15 protein-coding genes are annotated in these 14,871 nt (G+C 44.0%); 8 read left to right on the forward strand and 7 right to left on the reverse strand.

The genetic code is table 11. The features are described 5' to 3' along the window. Window positions 1-392 precede the first annotated feature (392 nt). From LEP1GSC194_RS02885 to LEP1GSC194_RS02905, 5 genes are all read right to left on the reverse strand, one after another. The gene (locus tag LEP1GSC194_RS02885; protein ID WP_020772240.1) at window positions 393-893 is read right to left on the reverse strand and encodes a tetratricopeptide repeat protein; all 501 of its coding nucleotides are present in this window, start codon (window positions 891-893) and stop codon (window positions 393-395) included. Between the two features lie 19 nt (window positions 894-912). After that, window positions 913-1,356, reverse strand: coding sequence for a hypothetical protein (locus LEP1GSC194_RS02890; protein WP_020772243.1), 444 nt, complete (start codon window positions 1,354-1,356; stop codon window positions 913-915). A gap of 96 nt (window positions 1,357-1,452) precedes the next feature. Next, on the reverse strand, window positions 1,453-2,487 hold the full coding sequence (locus LEP1GSC194_RS02895; RefSeq protein ID WP_020772268.1) for a PdxA family dehydrogenase: 1,035 nt from the start codon (window positions 2,485-2,487) through the stop codon (window positions 1,453-1,455). 59 nt (window positions 2,488-2,546) lie between these two features. Then, a complete protein-coding gene (locus LEP1GSC194_RS02900; protein ID WP_001229815.1) occupies window positions 2,547-2,987 on the reverse strand; it encodes a bactofilin family protein in 441 nt (146 codons plus the stop codon). A gap of 120 nt (window positions 2,988-3,107) precedes the next feature. After that, window positions 3,108-3,875 (reverse strand): hypothetical protein, encoded by a 768-nt coding sequence (locus LEP1GSC194_RS02905; protein ID WP_020772250.1) that lies wholly within the window; start codon window positions 3,873-3,875, stop codon window positions 3,108-3,110. A 148-nt stretch (window positions 3,876-4,023) separates the two neighbouring features. Here LEP1GSC194_RS02905 and LEP1GSC194_RS02910 point away from each other — a divergent pair, with 148 nt between their 5' ends. Further along, entirely contained in the window at window positions 4,024-4,302 is a 279-nt protein-coding gene (locus tag LEP1GSC194_RS02910; RefSeq protein ID WP_017808505.1) for a FitA-like ribbon-helix-helix domain-containing protein, read from the forward strand. Further along, window positions 4,286-4,684, forward strand: a complete 399-nt coding sequence (locus LEP1GSC194_RS02915; protein WP_020772271.1) for a type II toxin-antitoxin system VapC family toxin — start codon at window positions 4,286-4,288, stop codon at window positions 4,682-4,684. Before LEP1GSC194_RS02910 ends, LEP1GSC194_RS02915 begins: the two co-directional genes overlap by 17 nt. 33 nt (window positions 4,685-4,717) lie before the next feature. Here the strand turns inward: LEP1GSC194_RS02915 and LEP1GSC194_RS02920 are convergent, their stop codons facing one another. Continuing rightward, complete coding sequence (locus LEP1GSC194_RS02920) at window positions 4,718-5,359, reverse strand: hypothetical protein (RefSeq protein WP_020772282.1); 642 nt, start codon at window positions 5,357-5,359, stop codon at window positions 4,718-4,720. 237 nt (window positions 5,360-5,596) lie between these two features. Further along, window positions 5,597-6,922 (reverse strand): hypothetical protein, encoded by a 1,326-nt coding sequence (locus tag LEP1GSC194_RS02925; RefSeq protein ID WP_020772248.1) that lies wholly within the window; start codon window positions 6,920-6,922, stop codon window positions 5,597-5,599. A gap of 57 nt (window positions 6,923-6,979) precedes the next feature. Here LEP1GSC194_RS02925 and LEP1GSC194_RS02930 point away from each other — a divergent pair, with 57 nt between their 5' ends. From LEP1GSC194_RS02930 to LEP1GSC194_RS02955, 6 genes are all read left to right on the forward strand, one after another. Then, window positions 6,980-9,223 carry a lytic transglycosylase domain-containing protein gene (locus LEP1GSC194_RS02930; RefSeq protein WP_020772281.1) on the forward strand — a complete coding sequence of 748 codons (2,244 nt, stop codon included), beginning with the start codon at window positions 6,980-6,982 and terminating at the stop codon, window positions 9,221-9,223. Window positions 9,224-9,344: 121 nt separating this feature from the next. Continuing rightward, window positions 9,345-10,634 (forward strand): citrate synthase, encoded by a 1,290-nt coding sequence (locus tag LEP1GSC194_RS02935; protein ID WP_020772278.1) that lies wholly within the window; start codon window positions 9,345-9,347, stop codon window positions 10,632-10,634. Between the two features lie 38 nt (window positions 10,635-10,672). After that, a complete protein-coding gene (locus LEP1GSC194_RS02940; RefSeq protein WP_036041146.1) occupies window positions 10,673-11,980 on the forward strand; it encodes a class I SAM-dependent rRNA methyltransferase in 1,308 nt (435 codons plus the stop codon). Further along, the gene (locus LEP1GSC194_RS02945) at window positions 11,958-12,917 is read left to right on the forward strand and encodes a class I SAM-dependent methyltransferase (RefSeq protein ID WP_020772241.1); all 960 of its coding nucleotides are present in this window, start codon (window positions 11,958-11,960) and stop codon (window positions 12,915-12,917) included. Before LEP1GSC194_RS02940 ends, LEP1GSC194_RS02945 begins: the two co-directional genes overlap by 23 nt. Beyond that, window positions 12,884-13,747: a TrmH family RNA methyltransferase gene (locus LEP1GSC194_RS02950; RefSeq protein WP_051185246.1), complete on the forward strand. Its 864-nt coding sequence runs from the start codon at window positions 12,884-12,886 to the stop codon at window positions 13,745-13,747. The genes LEP1GSC194_RS02945 and LEP1GSC194_RS02950 overlap by 34 nt, the downstream gene beginning before the upstream one ends. Continuing rightward, complete coding sequence (locus LEP1GSC194_RS02955; RefSeq protein ID WP_020772254.1) at window positions 13,744-14,868, forward strand: glycosyl transferase family 1; 1,125 nt, start codon at window positions 13,744-13,746, stop codon at window positions 14,866-14,868. The genes LEP1GSC194_RS02950 and LEP1GSC194_RS02955 overlap by 4 nt, the downstream gene beginning before the upstream one ends. The last annotated feature ends 3 nt before the right edge of the window (window positions 14,869-14,871 follow it).

The following is a 14,871-nucleotide window of genomic DNA, read 5'->3' on the forward strand; positions in this document are numbered from 1 at the left end:
TGAGACTGCGTAACGGCGAGTCCCGAAATAACTCAATGTAACGACTCCCTATGGGTCGCGTTACAGGTACATGCTAGGGGTCAGTGGATAGTTATTGTATTACATAATATTAAAGTGGGACTCGAAGCTTTCTCGCGAGAGCATTTGCAGCGATCCTTAGAGAGCGTCGCAAATGCGACATGAGCCATGGATGGCGAATGAGCGAGAAAGACGCCGTGGAGCCAAGTCGAACAGGATGTGAGACTGCGTAACGGCGAGTCCCGAAATAACTCAATGTAACGACTCCCTATGGGTCGCGTTACAGGTACATGCTAGGGGTCAGTGGATAGAAATTAGTGGATAGTTATTGTATTACATAATATTAAAGTGGGACTCGAAGCGAAATCACTCCGTCAATTGTAACGAATGTAAATCCGTTTCAGAGCAAGATTTGCGGGAGGATAATTCGGCTGGATCCGAATCGCCTTTTCATATTCCAAACGGGCCAATTCGATATGGCCTAAGATTTCCAAACAAGAACCCGAATTAAAATACGGATATACGGGAACCTCGTAACGAGGAGCCGATTTCGCCCTTTCAAACCAAGGAAGCGCTTCCTCGAAACGTTTTTGCTGAAGCAGATAAACCCCGATATCATTATAAGGATTTCCTAATGTAGGGTCCGTCTCAATCGCAGTTTTACAGAATTCGATCGCACGATCCAATTTACCGGCAAGAGAATAAGACCAACCCAAAAACGTCCAAGCCTCGGAGGTCGGTTTTGCGGCAATGGACATTCTATAATGTTTGGAAGCCAGTTTCAAATTTCCCTTGGTCTGATACTCGTAAGCGGTCAAAAAGTGCGTCTTTGCTTCTTCCGATTCGCCGAAGGATTGTAAATAGAGTGGGTTCATTCTATACTTTAGACGGATTTCACTTCGGGGAAACATTTAAGAATTTTAGAAAACCGGTATTTAAAAAACCGTCCACTTCCGTGGAAAAGTGGTTATACAGGATAAAACCACACCAATAGATCAAAGTCGCGCTAACAAGCGCCTTTGCAAGGGACTTGCCTACATGGGGGGAAGCGGAATAAAAAATTCGAAACAAAGCGGCGGGCCAAAGAAACAAAAGAAAAAAATAAAAACCTTTTCCGATTCCGTAGATCCAGGAAACGATTTCGACCGGATAACTTACGGCCAGACGCTCGTAACTCGCCTTCAACTCCGGAAAGTATTGAAAGAAATAAAAGATAAAAATGAAAACAAAAATGATCTTCCAGACGAATTCAAAGTCGGAGCGAAACAAAACCAGAGTCAATCCGCAGAACCAAAAAAGGAAAATCGGAAATACGATTTGTTCTAAAAGTCCCGGCATAAACCCTCGTTTCTGTTTTTTAACATCGACAAATTTCTATTCCGATCCCGCCTAAGAACGAAACTTTTTTTCGTTGAAACGTTTCGTTTCAAGATCTCAAGGAATTTCCACAACGCGATTCAGACATTCCACAAAACTCGTCGAATCGGCAAGCCCTTTCCCGGCGATATCAAAGGCGGTTCCGTGATCCGGTGAAACTCGGGTAAACGGAAGACCCAAGGTAAGATTCACGCCTTTCTTTCCTTCCCACATTTTAAACGGAATCAAACCCTGATCGTGATAACAAGCAAGATGAAGACCGAACTTTTTTCGGGCCGACTCGCCGAACATGGAATCGGCGGAAAGAGGACCTTCCACATTCAGACCTTTCTTTTTTAAAAATCGGATCATCGGTTCCAAAATCTCCGTTTCTTCCCGACCGACCTTTCCGCCTTCTCCCGCGTGCGGATTGAGACCCAGAAAAGCGATCGGTTTTTTTAAATCGATTTTCTCGCAGGAAAAAATGGAATCCGCAAGCGACTTCAGGTCGATCTCTTTCAAAAACTCGGGAACTCTGACAAGAGGAACGTGAGTCGTGAGCGGAAGAACCTGAAGATCTTTTCCGGACATGAGCATAAACGTTTTTGTCTGATATTCTTCGGCCAAAAATTCGGTATGACCTCGAAATCGGGAAGCCCCGGACGCGATCACCCATTCCTTACTGAGCGGGAGAGTAACGAGATCTCCTCCTCCGCCTTTTTGAAACTCTACCGCGAGTGAAAGAGCGGCTAACGCGGATTTTCCGGACAAAGAGGAAGGTTTTCCGAACTTCAAGGCGGAGATTTCTTTTTTGGAAAGAGCGTTATGCGAAATCGAAAACAAACCTTTTTTCAGAATTTGAGCGGACGCTTTGGCCGCAAAACGAGATAAAACGGACGAAGATTTCGTTGCGGTCGATTCGCCTGCAAAGTCCTCGAATCCAATCGAGGTCGCCGAAATCGGAACGAATTCTTTCGGAAGCGGAAACTTACCCGAATGAAAGTAAACGATCGATCTTGTTTTGGAGATTTTTTTTAAAAGAGAAAAAGTGTGGAGGAAGATCTCCGGACCGATTCCACAAGGGTCGCCTTCTGTAATCAGGATCCGGTTCACTGCTTCGGAAAGTCGGTTTTCATTCCGGAAATTCTTTCCCGAAACGAAAACCCTTCGAACTATTCTCTCGCTCCGGATTGTTTTCCGAAGATTTTTTCAACGCTGAGAGAATCCTTGGAATACTCGAGATCGATCAAGTCTTTCGCGGAATGTTTGAGGTCGTTCGAAATCATACAACGTCCCTCAAGGATCACTCCGTTCTGGATGATCAATTCCGGCGTGCGGATATCTCCGAGAATTTTAGAAGTGGGAAGGAGCATCACCCTGTTTCTTGCGGTGATGTTTCCGATTACGATTCCTTCGATGATAACACTGGCTGCGGTGATGTTGGTTTTTACCTTACCCGTAACGCCGATATAAAGTTGTTCGGCCTGTAAGGACTTACCTTCGAACTTTCCGTCGATCTTAAGAGATCCGTTGATAAAGAATTTTCCGCTGAAGTAGGAATTTTCTCCGATGGTGGAGTTCGTAACTTCGGATGAATTTTTAACGAGTGCCATGCGCCTGTCTTTCCTATGTGTCCTTTTCGGAGGGAGTTAAAATCACTAAATATGCAGATCCCGCCAAACGGAAAAGGATTTTTCAGGGTTTATTCTTGAAAATTGGCAAAGAAGACACAATCAACGGATATTGGGAACGTTGATTCGACTGAGGGCTTCGGATGTGAACTCTTGAAATTCCTTAAGAGCATCCATGATACTTTTTCCCTCCAATTCGGTGGCTCTTTCAAATCTAGGATTGAACCGAATCGAGTCTTCCAGATTCATGATAACACCTCCGACTTCCTTCGCCTCTTTGATCACTCTGTTTAAAAATTCGTTGAATTTTTGAAACATCTCGTAGGACTCCGCGATGAAGATCCGAGTTTGTTTGTTTTTCATCCTGCTCAACTGTTCTCTGAACTCCTGTTTTTCCGCGGCGTGAAATTCCTCGACGGTTTCGGTGAGAACCTTGACGTTCCTTCGAATGTTTTCCATATATTTTACGACTCCGTCTTTTTCGTTCGTATGAGAGAAGTCGAAACGAACGTGAGTTTCGTTTAATACGGGAAGATATTCCCGATCCATCACGTTGATCCAGGTCCCGATCTGATTCACCTCGAGGTCGTTCGAGTTCGGAGAAATTTTCATGATCGGATATTTTGCAAGTACCCGACCGGCTTCGTTCGGATTTTCCTTGTAACGTTTTATCTGTTCCGCGGTCACATCGAGATTGTCCGGAATTCCTTCGGGAGAAATGTCCTTCATCTTCATTTTGTATTTTTCCAAATCCCTGGAAACTCGATAACGTTGTTCGTCGTTTTGAGATCCCTTTGCGATTTTTTCCAATTGAAGAATCATCTTCTGATATTTCTGCAATTCGAGAATTTGTTCGTGACTGATTGCCATTTTGATTTTTTTCTAGTTTCGCACAAATTGAAAACTTTTGTCAAGGAGTTCTAAAGGAAAGAATCGGGTAGAATAAACTTCACTGAAAAAAACCATGCATGAATAATGCTTGCAAATACATGAGATTCCATTATCGTATGAACTCACCATGGCAAACCTGCAAGTACGCGATATCGACGATAAACTTTATGAATCGCTCAAACGTAGAGCGGAAATCGAACACCGTTCCATCAGCCAAGAAGTTGTAATGATCATAGAAAAGCACCTTCAAAGAGATCACCTTGAGATGGAATTACAAACGACGGAATTCTTAAAATTATCCAACTCGTGGGGGGATAAACGAGAAGCAAAAGAGATCGCAAAAGATTTACGTTCTTCGCGCTCCAAAAACAATCGGGATAAAACAGTCAATGAGCTATTTGATTGATACCGATATCATCATTTATAGTTTGAAAGAACACGAAAGAGTTCGTCAGAAATTTTTAGACCGAAAAAACTTTTCCAAATCGATTTCAGTGATTACCTACGGCGAGCTGATCTATGGCGCCAAAAAATCTCAAAATAGGGAAAAGAATTTAGCGACCGTTTATCGAATCGGAGAATTATTCCCAATCATCGAAATGACTCGAGGTATCGTCGAAACATTCGGAGAATTGAAAGCGACTCTACAGAAAAAAGGAACCGTTATTGAAGATTTTGATCTTTTAATCGGATCAACCGCATTGTATCTCAACTACACATTGGTAAGTAACAACGAAAAACACTTTCATAAAATTCCGGATCTAAAAATCGAAAACTGGACAAAGTGATTTGAGATCAAAAAGCAGAAGTCATCACAAGGTTTAACAACCGAAACATTCACAGTCTTTTTCCAAAGATTGGGTTTCCTTAATTTTATACTTCTTTAATAGAAGATTAAGTTCCTCTTGATATTCGGGCCAAGGTCCACAATCTTCTCCCACTGCCTCAAACGCGGTTGTTTTACAATGAACTTTGTAGAATAAGTATTTCGTATATTCGGTATAAAAGTATTTTTCATAAACCGTCTTCTTAGAAGCGATAGGAATCGCCTCGGGGTCCGCATTCTCTTCGCTTTCCAATCGATTCCATTGATATAAGTTTTTTAAATGTTTGAGAACTTCCGTTTTTTTAGCTCCTCTTTGAATCAAACGTAAGTTTGCGTTCCATCGTTTATAAATATAACTTTCGGACGGATCGTAATGGTAAAAATCATCCGTATGATTTTTCTTATAATTTTCGATCGTTTCTTCCGTTCTAAATTCCAAGGATTCCTTTAACCGATCCAAATATCCGATTTGGCTTGAATTCAATTTTTTTAGATTCCGTTCCATGGTTTCCAATTGAATTAGGATTTCGGACGCCGTTAAGTCGGAAAGTTTTCCGCCGGACAAGTTATCGATTTTCACTTCCTTTGCGAATAAAAACGAAAACGACAAAATTAAAAACGGTATGATTTTTTTCATCGTATATGACCGGATTCCTTTTTTAGTAAGAGCTTATCTTTAAACATAATATTCAACTTAGAGCTTGTACTAAAACCTAGAAGGAAATTTGCAGGAGTTCCCGCGTTTCAAGTGGCGAGGGGTTAGGAGAGGGGATCTTTCTTCTGAATGTGGGAGTTCCCACAGATTACGTCTCTTCGATGCGATCGCCCAAACCTCTAACAACTCGCTACTAACCACTCGAAGCGGGACAAGCATTCAGGACGATTTCTTATAACGTTCCAAAACCAAACGGAGATAATCGGCGTCGGGGAACTTCATCAAAAGACTTTCCAAAAGTTTAATTCCTTCTTGGGTCCTACCGATTTCCACAAGAGCCGAACCTTGAAGATAGAGCATCTCCGGAGAAAAGCGGAAACGACCGCAACGTTCGAGAGACTTTAAAAATTCCTCATATTCTTTTTTGAAAAACAAGAGAACCGCCTTGGCCCTTCTCGTCAGATAGGAATCCGGAAGTCTTTCCTCCACTCCTCCGATTTCCTTTTGAACGTTCGAGGATTCCGTGGAATTCAATAGAATCAAAAGTTCAAAAGAACTCAAGGTATAAACGAGATGATTCTGCTTCAAAAGCGCATAACGTTTCTCCAACGAATCGTCCTGACCTGCTAAAATATTTTCCTGCAAAGAGCCCAACAAAACCGATCTGCCGTTCTTTTGTTTTTCTCCCTCAAGCCAAGCCTTTCTATATTCCAAGGGACGAATCTTCCTCAGAACGAAATAGTTCTCCAGATAACCGTGACGGGAATAATAGGCTTTGAAAAAGGATTCTTTTTCTTCGGAGCTGAAAGTTTCGATTACGGTAAGAATCCTTCTTTCGATCGGAAATACGGTCCTATAACCGGCGGTCTCGTGTTTGAAAAGAAGCCACGCAAGTCCAAGTAAACCCGGCTCCTCGCCAGTAACGACGAGATCGTAGATCGTTTCCCTGTCTTCGAGACCGAGGCCGCCGAATTTCCAAAGGGCTCCGTATCTTTGAAAACGGGAGGAACTCTTATCCTTTAGAAAATCCGAATATTCAATTTTTCCCATAAGCGCCAGGAACTGTTTCGCTTCCACGATAAACGGAAGATCCGGATCGAAAACTCCGGTCAGTTCCAGATACTCGTCCAGTTTTTGTTCGTGTAAAAGAAAGGATTCCAAAACCTGAAAAACCTCCGGATCGGCCTGGTGTTCTTCCAAGGCTCGGTCCAAAAGTTCCTCGAAAAAAATCTTGAGAAGATTTTTCTCCCTTTCCGAAAGTCCTTCCTCTTCGAAAGGAGAAGTCTTATCGGATTGAAAACGAAACTCTCCGAGCAAATCGATTCTCAGGTTGAAAAAGGGAGAATGAACCTTGTTTAAGGCGCCGGAAAAATATTCTAAAATTTTGGATTTGAGCCGGATGATTTCGGGATTACGGGGAACCGGACCTTCCGACTTTTTTTTCTTGGGAAGAATTTTCTCTTCGAACGAAACTTTCTCCGCAAACGAAGATAACGTGATCTCGGGCCACAAATCGTTCCCTTTTTCTTTTTCCAGGATTTGCATGGGAATTTCCTTTTTGCGATTGAATCCTTAGGCCGAAAAGTTAAGTAAAGAATACGAATGAAAAAATTCGCCCTGACCAGCCTAGTCCTCTTCATTTTCGGCAACCTTTGTGCAAACGATGATCTGAAATACCTGATCAAATCCTATAACCTTCAAAAAATCCATCGCATTTTCCGGGATCGCCGCCCCGGTACTGAATCGGAAGTTTACGCTCTGGTAAAGTATCACGAAGAACATCCCGACGGAAACAAGGACGCGAAGTTTTCCCATCTGGTTTCCCTACTCAAAGGGAGAATCGTTCCTTCTCCCGGAAGACAAGACCTTCTCGAAATCCTGAATTCTCCCTTACCTTCCAACTCGGTCATCACCAAACTTTCTCTCTGGAAACTCTATGAGGAAACCTCCCGCAGAAAAATTTTGGGTAAGGAGGAGCTCGTCGGTCTTTTAAAAAAATTTCCCAGGGAAAACGATCCTCTCAGTCAAAACGCGATCTCCGAAATTTTTAAAATCTACTACGAGGCGGGTAGGATCCGGGAATGTCTGGAATTCGCCAAAAGTTTTTCCGATCGGGAACAGGCCGAAATTTTTTCTCCGATGATTTCGTACCGTTATGCGAAATCTCTCTATAAATCGGGAAACACGGAACAAGCCGAGTCCGTCTTTTATTCGATCCTGGAAGATCCTTCCGTTCTCTCTTCCGTCAAAAAATTCATCCAGGAAGACCTGAAGGTCTGGAAGGGAAATTCTTATTTTGTTTCCCTCACTCCCGAACGAGCGGCCTTGTTCCTTCCCTATTTGGACGCTCACGAAAAAAAACATCTGATCTCTTCCAAAGATCTCGCAAACGTTTCCTTTTCCAAGGGAGAAGCGTTTCGTAACACCGCAAGGGCGATCGTCGCCTATGAACCGGAATCCCTTCCCAACTTTTTCAGGAGAAATACAAATCTCGCAAGATCCAATCCGGATTTTACGGCGGCGATGTCGAGGGAACTGACCAATCAAAATTTTTCCGGTAAGGCTCTGGATTTGTTAAACGACGGCGGAGTCGAAAAAAACGACGAGGTTCTTTACGGTTACGCGAGGGCCTATAAAAAACAGGGGAACAAGGATCTATATTTCAAAAATCTAATAGACTCTCTCGAAAAAAGTCCCACGAATTTAATCCGACAAGACGAACTCATCGATCTTTTGACGGGAAATCACGAAAACTTTTTAGGCGACGCGTATTGGAAGGACGCCCTTCGTAAAATCCCGGACCTTCCGGTCAAAGGCAGACTCGTGTATTGGTATCTTCGCCTTCTCAAAAAAAACGGAAGAACCGAAGAATTGAACGTGTGGCTCAAGTCGTATTACAAACACATTCCGGGTTCTTACTATACCCGCGTCATTCGGGAAGAATTTCAGGAGGAGATTTCCTCTTTTCCGCTTCCTTCCAATCCGACTTGGAATAAGGACAGTCTCTTCGAATATCTTTCCTTAACCGCGGGAATTCCCGAACTCTCCGGAAAAATTTTAGGTAAGGATCTAAGTTTTGCGACTCAGGCCGCCGCGTTTCAGTTGAACGTGAGAATCGATTCCGCCCATTCTAAAATTCGAGGGAACCGTTATCTGCAATCGGCCAAAGAATATCTGGAAGTCGGTGAGATGGCCTACGCGCTTTCCTTAGTTCAGAGATATAAGGTTCAACTCGGAGAAACGGAAAAGGAAGAAATTCTCGCGGCTCTCGGAGAACAAACCGGAACTCCTTACTTGACCGTCTTTCACACAAGAGCCCTGATGAAAAAGGAAAAACTCAGCGACGACGTTATACTTCTTCCGTCCAAACTCGCGGCGAGAATTTATCCGAGACCTCATAGAGGACTCGTCGCTTCCGTTTCCCAAAACGTAGGAATCGAAGAGGACATCGTCTACGCGATCATGCGTCAGGAATCTTTTTTTAAAGAGAATGCGATTTCGGTTTCGAACGCGAGAGGACTCATGCAAATCATGGGGCCCACCGGAAAAGAAATCGCCAAAAGGATGAATCTGAATTCTTATTCTCTTTTTGATCCGGAAGTTTCGATCGAAATGGGCGCGCGATTTTTACGTTATCTCGTCGCTTCGAACGGTAATCTCCAGTGGGCATCGATCGCTTACAACGGCGGACCGGGCAATCTCCGCAAATGGAAACGTAATCATTATCGCGGCGACTTCAATCACTTCTTGGAAGAACTTCCCGTCAAAGAACCGAGGGACTATTGCAGAATCGTCAGTTCGAACTACTATAACTATCAGAATTTACGGAGATATAAGAACCTTTAGATTTTTTAGATTGTCTATCTAACGGAAGGAATAGGATAGGAATCTGAAACGATTTAAAACGCAATTTTTGAACGATCGACAACTTGGCAAAAACAACGAACAATTTCTTTAGGAGAAAAACATGGCAGAGGTAGCAATTCTGAAAATCGACGGGAAGGAATACGAACTCCCGATCATCGTAGGCGCCGAAAACGAAAGAGCAGTCGATATTTCAAAACTCCGTCAACAAACGGGATACGTAACCTTGGACAACGGATACTTAAACACCGGAGCCTGTACGAGCGCTGTGACTTTCCTCGACGGAGAACTCGGCATATTACGATATAGAGGAATTCCGATCGAACAACTCGCGGAAGATTCCACGTTCACCGAAGTCGCCTACTTACTGATCTACGGAAAACTTCCGTCGGACGCTGAGCTCAAACGCTGGAACGAAGAGCTTACTATGCACACTCTCATTCACGAGGATCTCAAACGACTTTACAACGGATTTCCGAAAGACGGTCATCCCATGGCGATCATGTCTTCCATGATCGGATCTCTTTCCACTTACTATCAGGATTCTTACGATCCGGAAAACGCGGAACACAGACATATCTCCATGATCCGTCTTCTAGCGAAGTTCCCTACGATCGCCGCGTTCGCGTATAAAAAATCCATCGGACAACCTACGATCCATCCTCTGAACAGCCTCGACTATTGCGCGAACTTCATGAACATGATGTTCTCCGTTCCGAGCGAAGATTACAAAGTGGACCCCGAAATCGTAAAGGCGCTCAACTTATTATTGATCCTGCACGCGGATCACGAACAGAACTGTTCTACGTCTACGGTGCGTTTGGTGGGTTCCTCTCTTGCAAACCTATACGGCGCGATCTCCGCGGGAATCTGCGCTCTTTGGGGTCCGAGACACGGAGGAGCCAACCAGGAAGTATTAGAAATGTTGCAAGAGATTCAAGCGAGCGGATTGTCCGTTAAAAAGATCGTCGAGAAAGCGAAGGATAAGAACGATTCTTTCCGTCTTTCCGGATTCGGCCACAGGGTTTATAAAAATTTCGATCCCCGCGCCAAGATCATCAAAAAGGCATGCGACTCTGTTCTGAAAAGACTCGGGGTTCAGGATTCTTTATTAGATATTGCTAAAGAACTCGAGGATACCGCGCTTCACGATCCTTACTTTGTGGAAAGAAAACTTTATCCGAACGTGGATTTCTATTCCGGAATCATCTACCGCGCGCTCGGAATTCCCGTGAACATGTTCACGGTAATGTTCGCGATGGGACGTCTTCCGGGTTGGATCGCTCAGTGGAAGGAAATGATCGAATCTCCGGATATGAAAATCGGTCGTCCAAGACAGATCTACGTCGGAGCCACCGAAACTTCTTACAAAGAAGCCAAGAAAAAAGCCTGAACTCTCCTTCTAAAACTTTCCGGTTCCGCAGATACCAGCTGAACCGGAAGAGTGAGCTTTCCATCCAACGCAAACATCCCTGGATCTTCAGCGGAAATCTTTCTTCGGCGGTTACTCCTTTTGTCAACGGGCAATGGTTGAATCTCGTTTCCACGAAAAACGTTCCCATAGCGACAGGAATTTATTCGAACACCGGCCTCGTGGCAATTCGAGTGATACAGTTCCTGCCGACATTCTCAAAAAAAAAGATTCGAGAGAATTTAATCTCCGCACTGCAAAAAAGAAACGAACTCAGAAAAATCACGAACGCATACAGAATTCTGCACGGAGAAAACGATTTTTTTCCGGGAGTAACGATCGATCGATTGAACGGAACCTGGGTCGTCCGGATTTACTCCTCTTCCCTGCTTTCGTACGGAAGATGGCTCGTTTGGAATCTCTACGATCTATGCAAAAATCCTAAATTAGGAGAACCGCAACCGAAACGGATTTTATTCGACCCCCCGGAAAAAACCGGACAAGACAAAAATATATTATCAAAATCGAATCTTAAAATCGCAACAAAGCGGACCGGAGAAAGGCTTTGGAGAGGAAAGCCCGAATCGATTCGCATAAAATCCGATTTCGCAAAAGACAAAACGGGGCCGGTCCGACAAAAAACAGACAAAGATACGTTTCCGATCCGGGAAACGATCCAACTTTACGACATTCGGTTTCCGGTCGAACTCCCCGGCCAAAAGGGAGGAATTTTTTTAGATCTCAGAAACCTACGCGGATTCTTACTCGAAAAGAAGGAATTGAGCAAAGACAAAAACTGTCTGCATCTTTTTTCCCATACGGGATTGACGTCGATTTGTATGGAAGTGGCGGGTGCTGAGTCCGTTCTTTCCGTGGACGGATCGAAAGAAGCTTTGGATTCTTTCCAAAGAGTTTTGAGTTTAAAAAAGAACGTAAGTCGCTATCGACACAAGTTCGTTCAAAAGAATCTCTTCAAAGAACTGGAAGAAGTTTTACAAGACAAGACCTTCGGACTCATCGTGATCGATCCTCCCAATTTGACTCCGGACGTAAAGTCAAAGTCGAACGCGCTCAGATCCTATTCTTATCTTTTTGAAAACAGCCTGACGTCTTTGGAAGAATCGGGAACGATCATTCTCTGTTCTTGTTCGGGAAGAATTCGATCGGAAGAATTGGAATCGCTCGCGAAAAATATTCTCAAGTCCAGAGGTTGGAGCTTTGAACTTTTTACGAGTTTAAAACCGGAAGCGGATCATCCGGTGAGAAAGAACTTCCCGGAAGGAAATTATTTTAAGGTACATATCTATGAAAACTGTAAAAAGAACTGAAGCCCGGCAATCAAAAACGAATTCGGGAAAAAATCCGTTTGCCGCCGAACGATCCGGAGTTTCGCAAAGTCGCAACGCAGAAATCGAGGCGGGTTCTTATAAACTACTCGACTCCGGAGATTTCCGAAAACTAGAACAAATCGGCCCTTATACCATCGTCCGCCCCTCCCCCGTTTCCGCTTGGCCCGCTACCAAACCCCAACTTTGGAAAAACGCCGACGGAGAATACGTCCGTTCGGACAAAGGAGGAGGCGCTTGGACCTGGAACAAAAAAACGGAGGAAGAATTTTATATTCAAATTTTAGAATATTTTATTAAGATTAAATTCACTCCTTTCGGACATCTCGGAATTTTCGCCGAACAGTTGGAAAACTGGAAAAAAATCCAACAACTTTCCTCCGGACTAAAAAAGGAAGAGGAGGTTTTAAACCTGTTCGCATATTCGGGAATTTCCACCTTGGCAGTGTTAGACGGAGGGGCTTCGGTTTGCCATCTGGATTCCTCCAAAGGAATGGTGGACTGGGCGCGGGATAACGCAAACGCCTCCGGTCTCGCGGACAAAAAAGTGCGGTGGATGGTGGAAGACGTTTTGAAGTTTTTAAAAAGGGAGATCAAACGAGGAAAGGACTATCGCGGTTTTATCCTCGATCCTCCGACTTTCGGAAGAGGCGCGAGCGGCGAAGTTTTCAAGATCGAAAAAGATCTGCCCGAACTCATGGATCTTCTGATGCAACTCTGCGGTAACAAACCGGATTTTATCGTTCTTACCTGTCACTCCACGGGTTTCAGTCCTTTAGCTCTTCAAAGAATTTTAGAGGGAAGAATCCGCAACAAAGGTCGCTTTCATCTCGGAGAACTTTCCATTCCGGAAGTAAGCGGAAAACTCTATCCTGCGGGTTCGAATTGTATCTATGTTTCGGAGAGACTGTCGCTTTGAACGAAGAAAAGGAAATCTCGTTTTTGGAGATCACCAGCTTTTCAAACGAAAAGTTGAAAAATATTTCCAACCTAAAGGATAAAAAACACAGGGAATCTTCGGGGCTTTTTTTTATAGAAGGTTATCGTGAAATTTTTAGAGCGCAAAAATCGGGCAAGGTTCGGTTTCAAAACCTACTCTACTCTCCGGAATGTTTTTTAGGTGAAAACGAATTTTCACTCATTCGTTCGATCGGCGCCAAAAACATCAAGGTCCCGAAAAAGGTTTTCGAAAAAATTTCCTATAGGGACAGACCGGACGGACTCATCGCAACCGCCAGTTTTTTTCCGGCGGACCTGGACGCATTTCAGAAACGGTCGAATACATTCAAAAATTTGAAACCGATTCTCGTGATCGAAGGCGTGGAAAAACCGGGAAACCTCGGAACGATCCTGCGAACCGCGGAAGGCGCCGGATTTCATACGGTTCTCGTCGCGGACCCTAGATTGGATCTGTTCAATCCGAACGTGATCCGCGCTTCCACCGGAACCTTGTTCACTCTGGACGTTTATCTCGGAGAAACGGAAACGATCTACGAAATTTTAAAGAAAAACGACTACAGAACGTTAGCCGTAACACCGGAAGCGGAAAAATTTTATTTTAACGCCAAACTCGACGACAAAATCGCTCTTGTGTTCGGATCGGAACAATACGGACTTTCCACTTACGCGAGAAATCATTCGGATGAGTATATTTCCCTTCCGATGTTCGGAGAAGCGGATTCCCTCAATCTAGCGATGTCCGCAGGAATCGTAATGTACGAAGTCGTCCGGCAGGGTTCCCAAAAGTGAAAATCACTTACTACGTTAGCGGTCACGGATTCGGCCATATCAGCAGATCCATGGAAATCATTCTGTATCTTCTCCGCGATTTTCCGGAGTTGGAAATCGATCTCGTAACCGTTCGGGAAAAGTTTTTAACCACTCTTTCCCTGGGCGAGGAGGATTCCAAAAACCTCGAACGTTTACACGTCCGCAAGAAGATCCTGGACGTGGGTATGATTCAGAGAGACTCTCTTTCCGTCGATATCCGCGCGACGGAAGCGAATCTTGAAGAATTCGATTTACAAAAATCGTATATTCAAATTTCGGAAATCGAGGCCTGTCTCGATTTCGAAACCGAACTGATCGTCTCGGACTCGGCATCCCTTCCCTTTATGATCGCGGATAAAATCAAAATTCCTTCCCTATTCGTGGGAAACTTCACCTGGGATTTTATTTACGCGGATTATACGAAAGAATCCTCCGTCTTCGAACGCGCGGCAAAAACTTTCTACGAAGAATACTATCACGCGACGTTCGGCTTACTTCTTCCTTTCAACTGCCCTTCGTCTTCCTTGGCGGAACAAAAACCGATCGGACTCGTGGGTCGAAGACCGAACTTGGATAAAAAATCCGCGAAAGAATTTTTTAAACTTCCGAACGATAAAATCAACCTATTGTTTTCCTTCGGAGCGTACGGTGTGGAAACCTCTCGGTTTTATTGGGAACGATTCGATCCGGAAAAATATACGATCGTTCTCTCCGGAACGGATTTCGATTTAACGCAAATTCCCGAAAAACAAAAAGACGGCATCGTTCAATTTTCCGGAATTCATTATCCGGATCTTTTAACTGCCTGCGATTTCGTGATCACCAAACCGGGTTACGGAATTATGAGCGAAGCGGTTTACGCCAAAACCCCGGTTCTTTATACGGATCGCGGAAATTTTCCCGAAGTTCCTTTTCTGCACAAAAGTTTAAACGAAGAGATTCCTTCCGCGTATATCTCCAACGAAGAATTGTTTTCGTTTCGATTGGATAAGGCGATTGAAAATGTTTTCTCCTGGAAGGGAAAACCTTCTCCTCTTTTCCAAAGGGATGGAAGAGAGGACGTAAAACACGCGGTTTCGGTTTTTTTGAAGTTGATTTAGAAC

It is taken from the genome of Leptospira alstonii serovar Sichuan str. 79601 (assembly GCF_000347175.1).
GTDB classification, from domain to species: domain Bacteria; phylum Spirochaetota; class Leptospiria; order Leptospirales; family Leptospiraceae; genus Leptospira; species Leptospira alstonii.